The organism is Geminocystis sp. NIES-3709 (assembly GCF_001548115.1).
Lineage (GTDB): Bacteria > Cyanobacteriota > Cyanobacteriia > Cyanobacteriales > Cyanobacteriaceae > Geminocystis.
Map to the genome: position 1 here is coordinate 1 of NZ_AP014824.1, position 20,410 is coordinate 20,410.

The following is a 20,410-nucleotide window of genomic DNA, read 5'->3' on the forward strand; positions in this document are numbered from 1 at the left end:
CATAGTTAAAGTATAAATTATAGTGTTAATAACCAAATCAAATAATATATATCTTTTATTTTAGGATTTTTATCATGACAAAATTAAATCAAGCTCTCGTAAAAGCTCAAACCTTATTGCTCGAAACCATTTTAAGCCCCAATTTAGAAGAAAATTTGCTTTTAGCTTTCGGAAATAATGTTGATCAAAATACAGTTAATAATCTCGTAGAATCATGGCGTAACAATGATTTTAGTCAATTACCCCCTATCAAAATTTTATCCCCCATCGAAATGAAAGGGGCAAGAGGAGCTTACAGTGCCACAAACAATACCATTTATTTATCCTCTTTTTTACTGCAACAAGAATCAATTTCAGCCATAGTGGAAGTGTTGTCGGAAGAATATGGACACTTTATCGATGCTCAAATTAACACCACAGATAGTCAAGGCGACGAAGGGGAAATTTGGAAAAACTTGGTTTTGAATAAATCAATGGATGAACAAAACTTAAAAGCCCTAAAAGCAGAAAATGATTTTGCCACCCTTGAAGTAGATGGTCAAATTTTACAAGTAGAAACAGCAACTTTTACAGTAGGTACTTTTTCTGATCTAAGAAACGCGATCATCTCATCTCAAAGTAATGGAGTTGATGATGTCATCAATCTTTCTGGAAATATTCGTTTAACCAGTCAATTACCTTTTATTAATGAAAATAAAGGATTAACTATTAACGGTAATGGGTTCAACATCAGTGGAGATGCCAATAACAATGGAGTTAATGATGCTGGAGATGTAAATTTGTTTTTCATCAAGAGTGGTAATGTAACCTTTAATAATATAATCCTCACTGGTGGACGGGCGCAAGGTACGGATGGTTCTGGAGGTGGTGCTGGTATGGGCGGAGCATTATTCATCTACAGTGGTACGGTGACATTGAATAACTCCACAGTAACTAATAACAGAGCCATTGGTGGGAATGGTGGATTTGGTGGCGGAGGGGGTGGGATGAGATTAGATGCCATCAGAAATACTGCTAATGATGGTGTTGATGGTGTTTATCGTGGATATGGTGGTGATGGTGGTGATGGTGGTGATGGTGGATATGGTGGTGATGGTGGTGATGGTGGCGATGGTGGATATACTGGATATGGTGGTGATGGTGGTGATGGTGGATTTGGTGGTGATGGTGGTGATGGTGGTGATGGTGGCGATAGTCTTATATATTTTGGTGGTGATGGTGGTGATGGTGGCGATGGTGGATTTGGTGGCGGTGGTGGTGATGGTGGATTTGGTGGCGGTGGTGGTGATGGCGGTGATGGTGGATTTGGTGGCGGTGGTGGTCAATATGGTGGTGGTGATGGTGATGGTGGCGATGGTGGATTTGGTGGCGGTGGTGGTCAATATGGTGGATTTTATGGCGGAGGGGGAGCTGGTTTAGGAGGAGGAATTTTTATTCGTAGTGGGTCTTTGCGAGTTTCTAATACTACTATGAGCAATAACAGTAGTGTGGGCGGTAGTGATATTGAAAATAGAAGTGGAAAAGGTTTAGGGGGAGCGATTTTCGCGATGAAATCTACCACTACTACTAATGGCAATAACCAAGGAATGCCCACTACTCTTCCAGATGTTGTGTTAGAGAATGTTCAATTTTCTGGTAATACTGCTAATGATGATGCTAATTTAGGAGTAATTGAACTAGCTATTTATTCGGGAACTGAATTTGATAACAATGATATTTTTGGCAACAGATTTTCTGGTTATGGAGTTCCGGATGCGGATACTCACCTTTCTTCTGTCACCACGACTTTACCGAATAATTTGCTCAATCTAGTCCTCACTGGTATGGGAAATATTAACGGTACGGGAAATACCTTAAATAACGTGATCATAGGTAATATTGGCAACAATAACCTCAATGGTAGTAATGGTAATGATACTCTTATCGGTGGTATTGGCAATGATTCCATGATTGGTGGTACGGGCAATGATACCTATTATGTAGATGCCACAGGCGATCGAGTTATTGAAAATGTCAGTGAGGGGAATGATACAGTTCGATCGACTATTACCTATACTCTGGGAGCAAATGTGGAAAATCTGGTGTTAGAAGGAGCCACAAATATCAACGGTACAGGAAACACCCTCAATAATAATATTACGGGGAATAACCTTGATAACCTTCTCAATGGTGGTACGGGAAATGATACTCTGAATGGACGTGGTGGTAACGATACCCTAACGGGTGGTATTGGTAATGATTCCATGATTGGTGGTACGGGAAATGATACTTTTTATGTCGATGCCACAGGAGATCGAGTGGTAGAAAATACCAGTGAGGGAACGGATACAGTACGATCGACCATTACCTATACTTTAGGTGCCAATGTCGAAAATCTGGTGTTAGAAGGTACAGGAAATATCAACGGTACAGGAAATACTCTTAATAATAGTATTACAGGGAATAACCTTAACAATATTATTAGCGGTGGTACGGGAAATGATACTCTGAATGGACGTGGTGGTAACGATACCCTAACGGGTGGTATTGGTAATGATTCCATGATTGGTGGTACGGGAAATGATACTTTTTATGTCGATGCCACAGGAGATCGAGTGGCAGAAAATGTCAATGAGGGAACAGATACAGTACGATCGACCATTACCTACACTCTGGGAGCAAATGTGGAAAATCTGGTGTTAGAAGGAGCCACAAATATCAACGGTACAGGAAACACCCTCAATAATAATATTACGGGGAATAACCTTGATAACCTTCTCAATGGTGGTACGGGAAATGATACTCTGAATGGACGTGGTGGTAACGATACCCTAACGGGTGGTATTGGTAATGATTCCATGATTGGTGGTACGGGAAATGATACTTTTTATGTCGATGCCACAGGAGATCGAGTGGCAGAAAATACTAATGAGGGAACAGACAGAGTTCGATCGATTATTACTTACACTTTAGAAGAGAATGTAGAAAACCTAATCCTAGAAGGAACAGCAAATATCGATGGTACAGGAAACACCCTCAATAATAGTCTTACGGGTAATAACCTTAATAACATTCTCAATGGTGGTGAAGGAAATGATACCTTAGTTGGAGGGAATGGGAACGATCGTCTTAATGGCAGTACTGGCATTGACAGAATGCAAGGAGGATTGGATAATGATGCTTATTCTGTGGATAATATTGAAGATGAGGTTATTGAATTTTTTTATCAGGGTACAGATATAATTTTCTCTACCATTACCTATACTCTACCTAACAACGTTGAAAATTTGAGTCTCAGTGATACAGTAAATACAGATATAAATGGAACGGGTAATAGTTTAAGCAACCGTGTGACGGGGAATAACCGTAATAACATTCTCAATGGTGGTGAAGGAAATGATACTCTTAATGGAAGTGGCGGTAATGACACTCTCATCGGTGGAAGTGATAGTCTCATCGGTGGTACGGGCAATGATTCTATGACTGGTGGTACGGGCAATGATAGCTATTACGTAGATGGTACAGGCGATCGAGTTATTGAAAATGTCAGTGAGGGGAATGATACAGTTCGATCGACTATTGCCTATACTTTAGGTGCAAATGTAGAATATTTAATACTAGGGGGAACGGGGAATATTAATGGTACAGGAAACACTTTACGGAACAATATTACGGGGAATAACCTTGACAACCATCTAACTGGTGGAGAAGGAAATGATACCTTAAGTGGCCGGGGTGGCAATGACACTCTCACTGGTGGATTAGGAAATGATAGTCTTATCGGTGGTACTGGTGATGACTCTTTCCGCTTTACTTCCGTTAATGAGGGGATCGATCGTCTTAGTGACTTTAATGTTAGTGATGACACTATTTTGGTTCGTCGTAATGGTTTTAGCGGTGGTTTATCCTTGGGTACTTTACCAGTAAATCAATTCCGTGTGGGTTCATCGGCAACAACATCTTCTCAACGTTTTATCTATAACTCTAGTAATGGTGCCTTCTTCTTTGATATTGATGGCAATGGTGCAACGGCAGCGCTACAAATTGCAAAATTAAATACTGGATTGGCAATGATTAGTGCTGATATTTCGATTGTATAGAAACCTATGTTTCCGCTGACCAATTTTCAATACTCAGATGTGGGTATAGTGACTCAAATTCTTCCTTAGCAGTACGCCAATACATGAGAGTATAAGGTATTCTTAAATATTCATTAGGTTGAGTTAATCTCACCATCGGTTCATGACGATGATTAGTTGGTAGCCAATGTGCGGGACAATCTTGACAATATCCTGTCGCTATTGCTAACTGATAGAATTTTTCAAATTCTGAGTACCAACTTGGTTGATTAGAAGCTGTTTTCGTTGATAAATTTGCTTTGGCTGTCTTAACTGAAGACGATTTTTTAGCTTGCCAATTATTCTCTAAGGCTTTGATGACAAAACCAATGGGATTGCCGATTTTACTATTCTTTTCCAACAACTGAGTACAATTTTCTAAGTGCTGTGCTTCTGCTTTTAAAATCAAGTTAATGAGTTTTGAAGGCAATTCTCCCCATTTTTCTTTTAACTCCTCAATAAACCTTGTCCTTGCCTTACTATTTTTCTGTCCTGATACTTGATTTTCCTTTTCTTGCTGACATTTTTCCTTACCTGCTTGTTCCAATGAAGATTGTAAACTCTTATCCTCTATTCCTAAGTGCTGACTTTGTTCATTGATTATTACATCTTGTAAATTATCATTATTACACTCACCTTTACTATACTTGACAAGGTCACAATTTGAGTTTTTGGAAATCCCCTGTTGCTTGTTACCTGTTGCCTGTTGGCTACCCTCACCAAGTACAATTTCCTTTGATTTAAGCCACTGTTGAGTTTGTTTGTCCAGTTTTTCTTCTTGTGACTCGCTTTGTTTACTCTTATAACTACTATCTTTTTCTTGTGACTCGCTTTGTTTACTTTCATAACCGCACGTTTCTTGTTCTTTTTTAACTTCGTACCCTTGCGGTTTAAACAAACTAAGGATATATAACCTTAGTATATACTGGTCTAAGTTAAAAAGGCTCAAATCTTTATCGGCTGGTGGTTTTCCCACACTTTCGCTTATTTTTGTAGTTTCTAAATCTAATTGGCTCTGTTCTTTGTCCTGTCTTGTTTCTAGCTGTTTTTTTTCTATCTTTGTATTGTTTTTGTAAATTAAGCTCTGTTCTTTTTGCTCTGGTTTATTACACACGATTTTATTTTTTTCTGTATTATTTATTCCCTGTTCGGAGTTTCCAAATCCGAGTTCTCTAGTCTCTGACTGTTCTTTACTCTCTACTCCCTGCTTCCCACTCTCTAACTGTTCGGAGCTTCCAAATCCGAGTTCTCTAGTCTCTGACTGTTCTTTATTCTCTACTCCCTGCTTCCCACTCTCTAAACTAATCATTTTCTCTACTATCCCTCTCCATTGCTTTTGGTATTTATATAGGGTTTTTAGGGAACATTTAGCTGTTTTTACCATCCATAAGGTAAATTCTGTTATGGTAAAAAAAGTTTTATCTAGGGCTTGTTCTAAAGCTCTGCTTATTCTTATTTTTGCTTCTTCTTGTTTATATTTGTTATTGGTTTTGGGTAGAGGTAAGTCTTGTTTTTTTCTTTCGTTTTTCACCCAAAAATGCTTTTGCGCCCATCGGGCTACGTCTTGACATCTTTCTATTATTTCTTGTTGATGTCCACAGTATTCTTTATATCCTGACATTGAAGTAACAATTTCTATTAATTTATCTTTGAGGTCTATTCCTCCTAATTTTTCTACTATTCTTACTCTCCTTCCTAGTTCCAAGAGAATATCATTGGTTTCTCCTGCATTGGTAAATCCTCTAGCTATTTGTGCTTCTAGTTCTCTGCTGATGATTTTTAGTTTACTACTGCTGTTTATCTTGCCGTAGAGGTAGGTTTTTAGTTGTTCTATGGGCTGTCTTGATTCTATTTGTCTCCATTTAGTTACAAATTCTTCTAGTCCTAAGCACCATTGTTGTCTGATTACTTGATATTTGTCGTCAAGGAGATAACTACCACTGTCTGGTTGTAGGGGTAGTCTATGTCTTTGATATACTGTCCATTCTTCTTTGTTGTGGCTATAATTCCCTTTTTTCTTGTTGGGGAATACTTCTAATATTCCGTTTTTTACTGTCCATCCTTCTGCCTCTAGGTATTCTGTTATTTTTTTCCCTAACTGATAGCTTTTTATTTTTACTTTTATTGGATAGTATATATGTAAACCATCACTGTTACTTGATTGTATTTTGATGTTTTCTATTAGTCCGATTTTACTGAGTGCAAATTCTAGTTTGATAATGGCTTTTCTGTCATTATTGGGATGGTAGGGGGAGTTTTTGTCTATGTCTAGCATTATGTATTGACTATATTGCCCAAATCCTACTCCTACTATTTGTGTGGAGTCTGAGAATATTTTGATGAGGCTTTCGTCTCTCAGGGGTGTTTTGATGGTTCGCCATGATTGTGCTTCTTTCTTTAAAATCCAGTTCCAACGGTGGGGGAAGATTTGACAGATTGTTTGGTTTAGTTCTTGGTTTAGTTGTAAGGGATTGTACATCGCTCTTTTCTCCTAATTTTTTTGGTTCGGAGAAACAGAGGCTTTTTTTGGTTTTTTACTTTCTTTGTCTGGAATAACTAGAACTAATACTTGTTTTTTTTAACAAACCTTCAAAATAAAAAAATATTAAGATTTGGACATTTTTATTTTTTTTACTTTAGCTCAATCTCAATATTTACAAGTTTTTCAGGAGTTTTAGTTTATCTGATGTTACACTTTTATAGGAAAAAAGTGTAAAAATAATTAACAACTCTTATTTCAAATCTGCTATCATATAATTGCTTATAAGATATGATGGAGATTGTGGTAAGAGTTGACAAAGTAGTAAACACTCTTTGTTAGCCTCTACTTCTCCTAATCTTTTGTTTCAAAGACTGGAAAACTCTCCCTACATTGTACAACAAGTTTACAGAAACTAACAAAATTTTTTCAAGAAAATTAATATTGCCTATTTTTCTATCAACTGAAAGAAACAAGAATTTACCGTAACACCGCTTAACACTAACGATCGATCGCACTTTGATTTAATAGATGAGTGTCAACAAAAGATCTCCGAGAATATAAAATACTCAACCTTGCTCATCATTCATAACTTAAGGAATAATTAACCAAACTGATTAATATTTCGTCGTTAGCATTAAATCATTGGTTTTCTTTTTAGGGTAAGATAAAGTAATAGTATGACCTGAAAAAAAGGTTAAAACTAAATAAATCACTTGTGGGGTAAGATATTGATTTCCATTGTAGATCCTGCGATGGTGTATTTCAAGGTTAGCTTTACGATACGATATTCAATAGTAATTTAATAGAGTTTCTATTGATATTCTATTGATATATGGATAAGGTAGAATACAACCTGCAAGTGATTTTTATTTTAGTTTTCTTTTTTGTCACAAGTTTTTATTGTTAATTTAAGAGTAATAATGACGGCAAATCTACCTCAATGGCAACTTATTTTTCCTCATCTGCAAAACCAAAATCCGTTATTACTCAAAGATTCTCCCGAAGAATTAAAACAAAAATTCTATCAATTAAAAACTCCTTTAGATGTTGCTAAACTCTTAAATATTCCTCATAAAAGGTTAGTTTATCATCTTTATTTAGTTAACCCCCAGAGACGTTATAAAACTTTTACTATTCCGAAAAAATCTGGGGGTGAAAGACAAATATCAACCCCGATTACGGCGTTAAAAATTATTCAACAAAAACTTAATCAGGTTTTACAGGCAGTTTATCAGGTTAAGCCTTCGGTGCATGGTTTTGTGCTAGAGAAGAACATTATTACTAATGCAAAAGCCCATGTCAAAAAACGCTATGTTTTAAATTTAGACTTAGAAGATTTTTTCCCCTCCGTCAATTTTGGACGAGTTAGGGGGATGTTTATGGGGATTCCTTATCATTTACCCCCTGATGTGGCTACGGTGTTAGCGCAAATTTGTTGTCATAATAATCAATTACCCCAAGGTGCGCCTACTTCTCCCATCGTTACTAATATGATTTGTGGGAAGATGGATAGTCAATTACAGCGTCTGGCGAAGGATTGTAAGGCAACTTATACTCGTTATGCTGATGATATAACTTTTTCTACTACTCTCAAGGATTTTCCTGTGGATTTGGCTTATGTAGTTAATGATGGTGAAACTGATGAGGTAGTTTTAGACAATCTCGGAGAGTTCCATCTTGGCGATCGACTCTTTAGTATCATTAGAGAAAATGGGTTTAGTGTGAATGAGAAGAAAACTCGCTTACAAACTAAGGGTAATCATCAAGAGGTAACGGGTTTAACTACCAATCAATTTCCTAATGTGGATAGACGTTATGTGCGTCAAGTTAGGGCGATGCTTCATGCTTGGGCTAAATTTGGCTTAGAATCGGCACACAAGGAGTTTGAAGAAAAGTATTATCATAGTGCCAGATTTTCAGGGAAAGAAACCCCTCGTTTCCAAGATGTGTTAAAGGGTAAAATAGAATTTATCGGTATGGTTAAGGGTAAAGATGATAGGATTTATCGTAAGTATATTGATCAATATTATCAACTATTAAAAATTTATTTCTAAATATGATATAACATTTTATTTAATCTTTATATTCTAACCAATGGATGAAAATGTAGAACTCATATTAGAAGCATTAAAAGAACTAAAAAAACATTTAAAATGTTCTGACAATGATAAATATAATAGTCTCGAATTTGTTAAAGCTAAAAGTATTAGAGAAATAGAAAATATACTAATAATATTCTATTTGGAAGATTTAGAAGATCAATCATTAAAATTTGAACAGTATCATATAAACCATGATTCATTTCTTAATTATCATCAACTATTAAGGACACAATTAGAAGCCGATAATTTAAGAATGATAATTGCTAGGTATAGAAATGATTTTATGGATTTTTGTCGATTTGCTTGGTTGCAAATAGAGCCTATAATTGATTTTTTAATACAAACTAATTATCGATATAATAATGATTTATTTCAAAATGCTTATGTTGTGGTTTCTAACAATATTTCAGATAATTCTACGAGAGAAAATTTTATTAGGATAATTAATCAAAATGATATGACAAAAGTATGGATGCAACAAAAAATAGAGTTATCTTTGATAATAATATCTAATAATTCAGATAATATCTATCAAGATAGACTAAATGAAGAAAGAAAAAACTATTTATTACTACTTAGTATTTATAAATTAAGAAATATTGCTAGTCATAGAGAAGAAGGAAAAACAATTATCCAAAGAATTGAAAATATCAACTATAATGTTGTTAAAAATAAAGTTTCTGAACTATACAACCTAAAGCCATATTTATCAATAAAAAAAACTATTCATTGGTTTATTTGTCGTTGTAATCAATGGATTCCACCACAAGCCAGAAGATAATTATTAATCTTTAAATACTACTTTCTATGTCTATCATCTCACATATTTTAATTGGTTGTCCTAGTAGCGGAAAATCAACCCTCGCTAATCATATAATTAAACAAGACTCTAATTATCAAATTATCTCTACCGATAAAGTTAGAGAAAAACTTTTTGGTGATGAAAATATACAGGGAGATTGGCAGTTAATTGAAGCTGAAATATTTAAACAAATTGAGAGTCATATTAATACTGGAAAACCGATTATTTATGATGCCACTAACGCTAAAAGATGGTGGCGAATTTCTCTCCTTAAACAGTTAGCTAAATATCACAATATTAACTGGATTGGTTGGTATTTAAAAACTCCTTTAAATGTTTGTCAACAATGGAATAAAAGACGTTCTCGTCAAGTACCAGATGATGTTATTATTGCCATGAATCAATCCCTAAGAAATTTTCCTCCCCTTCCTGCGGAGGGTTTTTTAGCTGTTTATGATATACCCTTTAGAGATGGTAAATTAGAAGTTAATCAGTTTAATAATAAACTAACAAAATTAAATCGAGTTCAAGTTAATCGTCATAATCGCACCGCCAATAGTAAAGTAAAATTTCATCCTTATTCAAGGTTAATTGATTTCGATCGACTTTTGCACCTCATCAGCTTAATTATTAAATATCCGAATCTGGGTAATCTATCAGAATCTAATCCTGAATTAATTAGGGAAATATTTGGAGAGGAGATTAAATTTGAGTGTGAAATAGAAGAAATTTGTGGCATTTTAGCTAAAGAAATCAGCTCTATTTATGCTCAACCAGAAGCCATTAAACAAGACTTAATCTGGTTAGAAAAAATGGGGATTATTAATCAACAAAATTATGAACCATTACCAGATATTGAAATAGTAAATATTGACGATTTAGTAACCCATCCTTACTCAGATATTGAACCATTTAGCAGACTCATAAAAACAATTCATTTTATCATCCATAATCCTCTAAATTATGAAGAAAAAGAGGGATGTTTGCAAAGTTTAATTAATGCTATGCAAGAAGAAAAAGTTATTAATATTAATTGCGGTGATAGTATTCGCAAAGATATAGAAAAAGTATTAAAACCCTTTGGCATTTTACCCGATTTTACCATGAAAAAAGGCTATTTTATTGGCACTGGAATTTTATCTCAAACAGACTTAATTAAAGTATTTCGCTTATTAGAAGCCCAAGCTAATAGTTTATCAGATCCCGTTGCTTTATCTGTCTATGAAACCTTTAAAAGTCGTCTGGGAGATGCTAAAATTGCTCATCCCGAAAGTTATCCTGTCAGGGCAATTTATAATAAAAATATTGTTGATTTAAACAGTCTATCTAATACTTCCTTAGCCCGAAAAATTGATGAAGTTGAAAGCTCGATAGAAAAGGGAGAATTATTAGAATTAAATCGCTTTATAGGTAGTGGTAAATTTATCCAAGAAACAGAAGAAAAAAACATCAATGAGGACTATTTTTTAGCTTATCCAGTGCAAATAGTTTTCCATAATATTGGGTGGTATTTAGGCTATGAATGCTTTAAAGGTAAGGATGATGGTTTATTTAAGTTCGATCGATTAGACAGGTTATTTTTAGGCAGAAAACCACATCAATCACGGGATGAAAAGCAACAAATAAACGCCTTAAATAAATTGCAAAAACTATATCAGGCTAGTGGCGGAATATTTCTTGGTAATAATGTCAAATTGCAAAAACAATATTTCGATCTAAAACAAAAAAGTAAAGCCGAAATAACTATAGGATTATGGTTTAATGACTATACTTTTAAGTTTATCAGTGAAGGTACAAATCGCTTCCCTTTACAACAAATGAAAATGTCCCCCCGTCTTCATAAAAATAGTGAGACAAATCCCCCTTTTACTCTCAAAAAAACGGGAGATAAAAACTTTCCTAATCGTTTTCAAGTAAAATTACCATTATGGTCATTAGAAGATATTGATTTATTACGATGGATTGTCGGTTTTGGTGGGCAAGTTAAGGTAATTAATCCCCCTGAATTAGTGAATAAAGTTAAACAAATAGGAGAGGCTATTGCTCTTTTATATTAAAGTTTAATTTTCTGTAGTAGAATTAACTTGATAATCTTTGATGATATTAATAATTTGTTGATTACTAATATTAGCTTGTTCTGATTTTGTATAAACAGTTAATAAAACCACTACATCTTCTATTTTCACATAATAAATAAGACGGTATCCGCCACTTTTTCCTTTTTGAATATCACTATTTTTTACTCTTAGTTTAAACACTTGATGATTAACACCAGTGATTCTATCCCCTAATAATTCTCCCGTTTCTAATTGTTCAATTATCGGCTTTATATCCTGAGCAATACTACGATATTTTTTCTTAAGATTGCGTAAATTACGTTTAAATGTGAGAGTAGCCTCTACGGTAATTTTCCGATTATTCGTCATCTTCTAAACCTTCCCAAAGTTGACTAACTGGAATAGTTTGCCCTGTCATCGCTTCATGCCAAGAGATACGAAAATCATTAATGACATCATTACCATTTAATTGAGTCATATTACTACGGTTATATTTTTCCTGAAGATACTCCGCATAATGCAACAATTCTTCTTGTAAAGATTCAGGCATTTTTCCCAAAGTTTCTAATATTTTAGTTTGAATATTGATCATTGTTTTTATTCCCATAATATTTCAATTGGATAAGCCGAAAATTTAGTATCTTTACTCACTAAAATTAATTCTCTTTCCATTGCCTGAATAATTAACATTCTGTCAAAAGGATCTCGATGATATAATGGTAATTTGCATAGTCTTTGAGTGTCAGCAAAAGTAATTGGTAATAAGAGAATGTCCGATAATTTTAGTTCATTTTCAATATGTTGATAACTTTTTTTAAGGGATAATTTCCCGATATTGATTTTAATGGCAATCTCCCAAAGGCTAATAATACTTAAATAAACTTTTTCGGCTGAATCAATTTTTTGTCTTAGATTAATTGGCAAATTAGGATCATTTTCTGATAACCAAATAAAAGCATGAGTATCTAATAAATAACCCTTCATCTCATGTATTCCTCAAAATCTTCTAAAGACTCATCAAAATCATCAGGTAATGGTAAAACAAAAGTGCCTTCTAAAATGCCTGAGCGAAGTTTTTGATTAGAAGCATTTATTTTTCCATTATTTTGATTATATTTTTCCTGAAGATACTCAGCATAATGCAATAATTCTTCTTGCAGAGATACGGGCATTTTTTCTAAAGTTTTCAATATTTTTGTTTCAATATTTATCATTATTTTTTATTTTTTTAGTAAATATTTTTCCAGTTCAATATATTTAGAAAATAAAGTATCTAATTATGGTTTTATGGTTCATTTTTGCTCTAAATTGCAACCCATGTTTAAAAAATCTGTCAAATTCTTGATTGATAAACCAAAACCAAATATGTGTATCAAGGATAATCATTTTAGGCATTCCCAGTCATCTTCACTAACAATAGGGCTAACAATATCTCCTAATGTTTTTCCTTTTCCCGCTATAAATTCAGGAGGTTGACGACGGCTAAAAACACTTTTAGAGGATTCTTCAAGAATGGTTATAATGACACGGGCAGAAGTAACTTTTGGTGTATCTTCCAACCATTTTACTTGTCCATTGTCATAGATAGCTTCATGGCTTTTTAACATACTTTTTAACTGATAATTTAAGGCTTTTTCCACATTGTAACCAAAATCTCTTTTCCCTCAAAAAATTGATGGATTTGAAGGTTAATGAGTTTTAAGGTTCGATCGAATCTCCCTATTTTGATGACAAAGATAAGATTGATTTTGAACTAAAATAATGAACAAAAACACTCGATCGAGCTATTGCCAGAGGCTTAACACCTGAAATTTTAGCAGATATTCTGAATGACTAACTTATTTTCCTCGTTCGCATTTAATGATAGATAATTTCATAAATGTCGGGATATGATAAATATAACCGTTGAAAACTAACACCAAAACCAATTATGACTCATCCTAACTCAGAGGATAAAATCATTTTTCAGCAACTTATTCAACCTTGGCAGTTATCAGAATATTCTTTAACTTCACTAATTGGACAACATACAGCAGTAAAAGATAAATCAGCCCAAATTCTTGAAAGTATCAACAATCAAATTAAGGAAAAATTATTAACAATTAAAGTGTGTTGTAATGATGAAAATGAATGCCAAACTTTACCTAAATTAATCAAAGAACGTGCTTATTATTTAGCGGTTTATTTAACTAACTCTACAGACATGGCATTAGTGAATCATTGTGATGAGGAAATTTGCGAGGCTTTATCTAAATTAAACATTCAAAATCCTGAGCAACTTTACTACTATTTAGCTGAAATAGACTACCAACAACATTTATATAATTATTATCAAAAAAGCAGTAATATCTTGTTATATGTTGGAGCGTGGAATAGTCGCAAAAATATCAAAATAGGAGAATATTTAATTGAAGCCTTACAACTTGATAAAAATACAATTTCTCCCGAAAAATTATTAGATTTATTAGAAGATCCTCTCCATGAAATCGTTAAGGAATTTAGGGACAATGGTTTAGAAGTTTCCCCAATAAAATCTGATCAAGAAAATACTAATCTTTCGGACAATGATCTGTGGGATAAAGACGAAATAGAGGAAGATGAAGAAGATTGGGATGAGGAAGAATCAGAAGCAAATTATTATCAAGACCATAATGATTATGATGATGATTACTACTATAGTAGTCCAGATCCCTTTGATGGGGTAGATTGGGGAGATCCTTCTACTTTTAACCAAGCCGCATGGGATCAATTTCGTGACGATTAACACAGCCTGAAAAATAATGTTATATGTAAAATTCGCTTCGTGAGGTATTACTTAATGATTGACTATTCAAAAATACAAAAAGATTCTTTTCTAAAATTTAAGACAAATGACGGTAATGATAACGATCTTTATATTGTTATAAGCAATAATCCTTTTAAACAAGAATTGACGGTTAAATGGTACTATCCAATGCAAAATCAACAAAACTTAAAAACATTGAAATATCAAGAACTTGATCAATATGATATAGAAGTATTCTCACCTAATGTAATTATTTCATGTCCAGACTGTCATGGAACTGGAACGGTAATTAATGGTTATTCAACTATGGGGGGAGCAAATCCCACTCATCAAAATTGCAAAAGGTGTTATACCAATGGTTATATAGTAAAGTAACTGATATTAATTCAATCTATAACTGTTAATGTAGTGAAAAATATTGATTCACTTTTTTTTATTGCATCTTTATTTTCTCACCTACACAAAATTATAGTATTCTGGTTTTATGCTCTATGTTTATTAGTCTATTCATTCCCTATAGTTAAAACTTGATATGCCAAATACTCCCATTCAAAAAATTCTTTTTGGTTGCCCCGGTACAGGAAAAAGTTATCGAATTTCTAATAATGATGATGGTGGTATTGCTCAAAAAGACTTAGATATAGATAATAACTCTGATAATATTATCAAAACTGTATTTCATCCAGAATATACTTATGGTGATTTTATGGGTAAATTAGTACCAATTACTAACGAAGCGGGAAAAGTAGAATACAACTTTTATGGAGGTCATTTTTTAAGAGCTTTAATTAAGGCATATAAAAATATGATTGAGGCTCATTATAGGTTAAAAACAGAAAGTTATGATAATGTTCTTCTTGTCATAGATGAGATAAATAGAGGTAATTCATCTGCTATTTTTGGCACAGTTTTTCAATTACTAGATCGAGAAACAGAAGATAATCCTTTAAAAAGTTTAAAAGGATGGTCAAGTTATCCGATTAATTTAACAGAAATAGAATTTAATTATTTTCAAAAAGCTATAGGTATAAAAGAAGACACTACTGGTAAGGACGGAAATAAATATAGTTTAGGTAAATTTATTCAAGAAAAATCTTTTGCGGAATTTCAGGAAGAGATAAAGTTTTTTAACTTAAATATAGAAAGTATGGGTATAAGAATACCCCCCAATTTATCTATTATTGCTACCATGAATACTTCTGATAACTCCATTTATTTTATGGATAATGCTTTTAAAAGACGTTGGGATTGGGAATATGTGGATTGGGATGACGATTTTGCAAAAATAATTCCATCAGCTAAATATGGTAAAGATGGCGATTTAAAATGGGATAATGAATGGAAGAAATTAGTCAAAAATCTAAATACATTTATTAAACAAAATGCTAACTCTATTAGAGGTGGCAAAATAGAAGATATGCAGATTGGTTATTACTTTATAAAAGATGATTTCGTTAGTGCAGAAAAAATAAGAAATAAGTTAATGTTTTTTATTTGGGATAGTATTTTTAATCGAGATAAAACACCTTTACAAAAACTTCTTAAAGTAGATAAAAAAGACCTTGTTACTTTTGGAGACTTTATCAAACAACATAATGAATTTGTCATTAACCTTTTGCAGGGAAAATTTGAATAGCTTTATAATTTATTATTTTATTTAGTTACAATTATTTATGTTCTTAAATTTTGCAGAATTTAGCTTAAAAGTAGGAGAAACCTCTTTCGTGGGTTGTAACCGTTCACAAGATGGTTCAGGCTTTGATTTTAATTTACCTAATGGTTTTGAAAAATTTAAAGAAGAATTTGATAAGAATAATAGTTCGGAAAAATTTAACCAAGTTCGTGATTTATTTTTTTTAATGTACCGTGTTTTAAGAAAATTTGAACAGGATAATTTGGGGAATGGTAGATTTAAAACTAAAGATACTAATTCCAATAAAACTCAAGATAAAACCATGTTATCTCAAGGGGGTAAAACTTTAGAACCAGAAGATGATGAGGATGGAGATCAATGTATTTTATATAGTAAAATCACTCAAATTGAGAAAATACTAGAGGCTTATGATGAATTAGCAATTTATTCAATACAGAAAAGAGTCCGAAGAACAGAAGAAATAGATTATGCTCAAATTCACAAGTATTTAGATAGAGCTATCTATTTAGATTACTCTGAAGAAGATCATGTTATTCATATTGAATCGATGGACTTACCACGCTTAACCATTCATTATGAAAGCACCGATATAATTAAACTTTACTGCTTTATTCTTTATGCAATTATTGAGCAATTACAAGAAGATGTACCTGAAAATGTCTTAGCTCGAACCCAAGAAATACGTTTTTTAGCAGAACAATTTAGAGATGAATATTTAACTCATGATCAGTCACTTTTTGACTCTGATTCTTATGAAGAAACAATCTTAATTTTAAAAGAAGTTTTTGACAATATAGACAGAAATACTCATTATAAAGATCCTGATTATTGGCAATTTTATGAAGCAATAGAAACTTTTTTATATGGTAGTTTAAATTCAGATAGTAATGATGGAGAATTTTGGGGAATAAAAGGACAACAAGGATTTTCTTATGTTTGGGAAGATATGTGTCAGACTTACTTTTTTAAAAAATATTTTGATTCCAAAAATGATAGATTTAAAATTTGTTTTGCGGATACAGATATTGTTATAGAAAATTATAAAAATGAAAAAAGAAATAAATTCCATATAAATGATACAAACAATATAAATAGAGTAGGGAACGTTTCACGTAAAAAGCAAGAATTTGAAGAAAATAAAAAAGACAAAAATTCTTGGTTTTATTGTGATCTTGATGGTGCAGATAATGCTTACACATTAGGAAAAATACGATGGCAATATGTCTTTTGTATTCAATTTAATTTAAACAAGGGAGTTTATGAAAATAGTAAAATTAGCAGAAAAAATGAATTAACAAATATCAAATTTCGCTATCCTACACCAGATCTTGTTTTACAACATCAAGATTTGACGGTAGAAATCGTAGAAATCATCGATTTTAAAAATGTTTCTATGAAATTTTTTATGGAAAATAAAGATAAACCTATAGATAAAACAGAGAAAAAATATCGAATTGATGTAATAAAACAATTAGAATATGAATTTGCTTTACAGGAACATGGTTATGAAGTTAAAGAAAATCGATTTTTCATCCCTTACTATTACGATATAGAGGCAAAAAGTGAAGGTGAATATGCTGATTTTGACATTTGTGGAATTAAAATATTTAAAGCTAACTTTTACTACATATTAAATGTTTATTTAGGGACAATAGTAGTTAAATTAGATTTTAAAAAGCCACAGCCCCCAATAGATTTTAAAAAGCCAAAGCCACTAAAAAAACCTTTTCCGACTCGAAGAAAAAGAAGTAGTATATCACAATAATAAATAAATTAAATAAGCTAATTATCAACAATAATTATATTCCAGAATTATAGATTATGTTTAAGCCAGAATCAATATTTGAAAATAACAATATTATTATTGAAAAAAGCCAAGGAAAAACTTTAGAAAGTAATTATATTCCTTATATATCATTTAATAATTTAGAACAGCAAGAAAAAGCTAATGAATATATTGTTAAACAGGTAAAAGAATTTTTTAATTTTTTACAAAAGGATTTTGAAAACTTCTCTTATTTAGATTACTCGAAGAGCATTACTGATTTAGATTTTAGTGGTAGTCAAAGAAAACCTATAGATTATTTTTATAATTATTTATTAATAGACTTAGTAAAAAGAGGAAGAGATGAAAATGGAAAACTAATTTCACCTAAAAAATGGACAGTCACTTTTGATATTAATTGTACTCCTATTAAAGTCTCTGAATTAATCATTCCTAATTCGGGTAATTTATGCCGTCACTTTGGAACTATTGATGTTGGTGGCACTCCAATTCTTTATTACATTTATTTCACCATGCAAGAAATACTTGATGCCATTCGAGATAATGAATAATTGATGTCAATCAAAGTTATTTATTAAATTTTTTAAAGTTTTTATAACTTAAGTTTTCCAAAATACTATCTATATCTCCATAAACTCTTTTAACTTGATTTTCTTCAATAAAGCTATTCTTATAATCATTCCAATCTCCCTTTTTTATACTATTCATTTCATCATATATATTTTTTATAGAAATAGCTTTTTCATCAATTACTGTATAAATTATGTCTTTATATTTCTCATATATATCTTGTTCCCAAAAACCTTGATTTAATTTTTCACACCACCATTTTTTACCTTCATTGTAATTTGGATCATCATGACATATTCCTAGCAATAAGCTAATTTTTTGTTTATTGTTAAGTATCTCATAAAACAAATTGTTTTTTATCTCTTTCTTCTGTTCTTTTAAATCTTTTATATAAAAGTATCTTCCTAATAAAAAGGTAAATAGTGGTAATAATTTGCTTAAAAAATCGAAAATATTGTGATTATACCCGTTACTCTTTATATATTCAGATACAAAATAAGTAACGATGAAAGGTAAAAAGAGCAACATTACAGAAGGTAAAACTATACCTTTATCATCTATTGTGTTCAATTTTAATATTAAAGATTGTAACCATTCAAGTTTATATACTAGCCAAAACAAACAAATAACGAATGTAATTATAAATAAACCATAAATTAGTGTAGTTTCCATCAAATTAATTATATGTTTTAATCTATTTTTTTGTCTTTTGATTTCTATAAAAATGTTAACCTCAAAATTAAAATTAATCTTTTAACAACAATGGTACAGGTAACACAGCATCGTTATATTGTTTCTGATTCATCAATTCTTAACGGTGAACCTATTATTGAAAGTACTCGTACCCCTGTTAGGTCGATCGCGCAGCGCCACCTTTGGTGATCGCCTTTTCCGTTAGTTGATTTCTGCGATAAATTGTAAAAATTGTCTTGGTGTTAAAATAGGAATACCTTGAAAGGGATGCAATTCTAATAAGTCTTTATCCCCTGTTATAATGTGTGTTGCATTTCCATTAACGGCTAACTCTAAAAATTTATTATCGTTGAAATCTCGACAAATCTCTATTTTGTCAGTAATTTCTATGATTTGTGCTTCTATATATAAACTAGCTAGAAAATCCTCACGAATTTCTCTGGAGAGATAACGATCGAATTTTTGACGACTCAATACATCAATTAGTTCTGATAAAATCTCAGAAGAAATTAAAAGCACTCCCTTTTCTTTTGCTTCTCTAAAAACTTGCATAGTAGTAGATTCAGAGAAAATCAACGCACTTACTATTACATTAGTATCAATAACAATTCGTTTAGTTTTCATCATTGAGAATTGATTCTAAAATTTCTGGAGTCATTCCATTGGCGATCGCTTGTTGACTTGCTTCTTCCATAATGTCTAGCAGTGGTTTTTGATTAATAGCCTTTTTTAGCATTACATTGAGAAACATAGCGATTTTCTGTTGTTTTTCAGGTTCGGTTTCTCGGTAAGCCTTGGCAATTTCAGGATCAACTTGAATGGTAATTGTTTCCATTGTTCCTTAACAGTTAACTAAATAGTATCTTTAATTATAGTAAAAATCCATTAAATGAAGTATTTACACTATTAGACATCGGGGAAAAATTAAGATTTTTTCTGGGTATTTCGGGCTTCTCGCCCGAATGAGGTCGAAGTCTATTAAGGTTAAAATAACTCGGAATGAAATTAAAGTAGATTATGATAATGTTAACCTAAAAATTAAAATCAATATTTTAACAAAAATGGTACAGGCAACACAGCATCGTTATATTGTTTCCGATTCATCAATTCTTAACGGTGAACCAATTATTGAAGGTACTCGCACCCCTGTCAGGGCGATCGTTGAAACATGGCGAATGGGAATTACACCCGAAGAAATCCCTCAAGGAATGCCTCATTTAACTCTAAGTCAAGTATTTTCCGCCCTTGCTTATTACAGTGAATTTACCGAAGAAATTAATCATTATATTGAATTAAACCGCATTCCAGACCATTTAATCGATCGCCTCGTTAAAGATTAAACTATCGGTACTTAGACAAAACAATAACAACAATTAAGCTAT

General features: G+C 32.2%; 19 protein-coding genes and 1 pseudogene. 11 read left to right on the forward strand and 9 right to left on the reverse strand.

Annotation, left to right across the window (positions count from 1 at the left end):
* Positions 1–74: 74 nt before the first annotated feature.
* Positions 75–4,079, forward strand: a complete 4,005-nt coding sequence (locus GM3709_RS21805) for a calcium-binding protein (protein ID WP_066122156.1) — start codon at positions 75–77, stop codon at positions 4,077–4,079.
* Positions 4,080–4,083: 4 nt separating this feature from the next.
* On the opposite strand, the gene GM3709_RS17905 is transcribed toward GM3709_RS21805, so the two are convergent.
* Positions 4,084–6,576, reverse strand: coding sequence for a hypothetical protein (locus GM3709_RS17905; protein ID WP_066122159.1), 2,493 nt, complete (start codon positions 6,574–6,576; stop codon positions 4,084–4,086).
* 923 nt (positions 6,577–7,499) lie between these two features.
* Here GM3709_RS17905 and GM3709_RS17910 point away from each other — a divergent pair.
* Genes GM3709_RS17910 through GM3709_RS17920 form a run of 3 tightly spaced genes read left to right on the forward strand, consistent with a single transcriptional unit; the run spans position 7,500 to position 11,540 of the window.
* Positions 7,500–8,633 carry a reverse transcriptase domain-containing protein gene (locus GM3709_RS17910; protein ID WP_066122162.1) on the forward strand — a complete coding sequence of 378 codons (1,134 nt, stop codon included), beginning with the start codon at positions 7,500–7,502 and terminating at the stop codon, positions 8,631–8,633.
* Positions 8,634–8,673: 40 nt separating this feature from the next.
* Positions 8,674–9,462 (forward strand): hypothetical protein, encoded by a 789-nt coding sequence (locus GM3709_RS17915; RefSeq protein WP_066122166.1) that lies wholly within the window; start codon positions 8,674–8,676, stop codon positions 9,460–9,462.
* A gap of 26 nt (positions 9,463–9,488) precedes the next feature.
* On the forward strand, positions 9,489–11,540 hold the full coding sequence (locus GM3709_RS17920) for an AAA family ATPase (protein WP_066122168.1): 2,052 nt from the start codon (positions 9,489–9,491) through the stop codon (positions 11,538–11,540).
* Between the two features lie 3 nt (positions 11,541–11,543).
* Here GM3709_RS17920 and GM3709_RS17925 read toward each other — a convergent pair whose 3' ends face one another.
* The 5 genes from GM3709_RS17925 to GM3709_RS17945 all read right to left on the reverse strand — a co-directional run bounded on the left by GM3709_RS17925 (position 11,544) and on the right by GM3709_RS17945 (position 13,147).
* Positions 11,544–11,909 carry a type II toxin-antitoxin system RelE/ParE family toxin gene (locus GM3709_RS17925; RefSeq protein WP_066122171.1) on the reverse strand — a complete coding sequence of 122 codons (366 nt, stop codon included), beginning with the start codon at positions 11,907–11,909 and terminating at the stop codon, positions 11,544–11,546.
* Positions 11,899–12,129, reverse strand: a complete 231-nt coding sequence (locus GM3709_RS17930) for a DUF2281 domain-containing protein (protein ID WP_144439494.1) — start codon at positions 12,127–12,129, stop codon at positions 11,899–11,901. The genes GM3709_RS17925 and GM3709_RS17930 overlap by 11 nt, the downstream gene beginning before the upstream one ends.
* An 8-nt stretch (positions 12,130–12,137) precedes the next feature.
* Positions 12,138–12,524, reverse strand: a complete 387-nt coding sequence (locus GM3709_RS17935; protein ID WP_066122176.1) for a type II toxin-antitoxin system VapC family toxin — start codon at positions 12,522–12,524, stop codon at positions 12,138–12,140.
* Positions 12,521–12,754 carry a DUF2281 domain-containing protein gene (locus tag GM3709_RS17940; protein WP_396229712.1) on the reverse strand — a complete coding sequence of 78 codons (234 nt, stop codon included), beginning with the start codon at positions 12,752–12,754 and terminating at the stop codon, positions 12,521–12,523. Before GM3709_RS17940 ends, GM3709_RS17935 begins: the two co-directional genes overlap by 4 nt.
* A gap of 168 nt (positions 12,755–12,922) precedes the next feature.
* Positions 12,923–13,147, reverse strand: coding sequence for a hypothetical protein (locus GM3709_RS17945; protein WP_066122243.1), 225 nt, complete (start codon positions 13,145–13,147; stop codon positions 12,923–12,925).
* Positions 13,148–13,470: 323 nt separating this feature from the next.
* On the opposite strand from GM3709_RS17945, the gene GM3709_RS17950 reads away from it, so the two are divergent.
* The 5 genes from GM3709_RS17950 to GM3709_RS17970 all read left to right on the forward strand — a co-directional run bounded on the left by GM3709_RS17950 (position 13,471) and on the right by GM3709_RS17970 (position 18,316).
* Entirely contained in the window at positions 13,471–14,304 is an 834-nt protein-coding gene (locus GM3709_RS17950; protein WP_066122179.1) for a hypothetical protein, read from the forward strand.
* A 54-nt stretch (positions 14,305–14,358) separates the two neighbouring features.
* Positions 14,359–14,700: a hypothetical protein gene (locus tag GM3709_RS17955; RefSeq protein WP_066122182.1), complete on the forward strand. Its 342-nt coding sequence runs from the start codon at positions 14,359–14,361 to the stop codon at positions 14,698–14,700.
* A 157-nt stretch (positions 14,701–14,857) separates the two neighbouring features.
* Positions 14,858–15,961 carry a restriction endonuclease gene (locus tag GM3709_RS17960; protein ID WP_066122185.1) on the forward strand — a complete coding sequence of 368 codons (1,104 nt, stop codon included), beginning with the start codon at positions 14,858–14,860 and terminating at the stop codon, positions 15,959–15,961.
* A gap of 37 nt (positions 15,962–15,998) precedes the next feature.
* Complete coding sequence (locus tag GM3709_RS19405) at positions 15,999–17,744, forward strand: hypothetical protein (protein WP_071828126.1); 1,746 nt, start codon at positions 15,999–16,001, stop codon at positions 17,742–17,744.
* Positions 17,745–17,800: 56 nt separating this feature from the next.
* Positions 17,801–18,316: a hypothetical protein gene (locus tag GM3709_RS17970; RefSeq protein WP_066122189.1), complete on the forward strand. Its 516-nt coding sequence runs from the start codon at positions 17,801–17,803 to the stop codon at positions 18,314–18,316.
* A 16-nt stretch (positions 18,317–18,332) separates the two neighbouring features.
* On the opposite strand, the gene GM3709_RS17975 is transcribed toward GM3709_RS17970, so the two are convergent.
* Entirely contained in the window at positions 18,333–19,007 is a 675-nt protein-coding gene (locus GM3709_RS17975; protein WP_066122192.1) for a hypothetical protein, read from the reverse strand.
* A gap of 90 nt (positions 19,008–19,097) precedes the next feature.
* Between GM3709_RS17975 and GM3709_RS20315 the strand changes: the two are divergent.
* Positions 19,098–19,202: pseudogene (locus GM3709_RS20315) on the forward strand (DUF433 domain-containing protein); the annotation flags it as partial.
* Between the two features lie 27 nt (positions 19,203–19,229).
* On the opposite strand, the gene GM3709_RS17980 reads toward GM3709_RS20315, so the two are convergent.
* On the reverse strand, positions 19,230–19,655 hold the full coding sequence (locus GM3709_RS17980) for a putative toxin-antitoxin system toxin component, PIN family (protein WP_396229713.1): 426 nt from the start codon (positions 19,653–19,655) through the stop codon (positions 19,230–19,232).
* Positions 19,642–19,863 (reverse strand): hypothetical protein, encoded by a 222-nt coding sequence (locus GM3709_RS17985; RefSeq protein WP_066122198.1) that lies wholly within the window; start codon positions 19,861–19,863, stop codon positions 19,642–19,644. Before GM3709_RS17985 ends, GM3709_RS17980 begins: the two co-directional genes overlap by 14 nt.
* A gap of 226 nt (positions 19,864–20,089) precedes the next feature.
* On the opposite strand from GM3709_RS17985, the gene GM3709_RS17990 reads away from it, so the two are divergent.
* Positions 20,090–20,368, forward strand: a complete 279-nt coding sequence (locus GM3709_RS17990) for a DUF433 domain-containing protein (protein WP_066122246.1) — start codon at positions 20,090–20,092, stop codon at positions 20,366–20,368.
* Positions 20,369–20,410 lie beyond the last annotated feature (42 nt).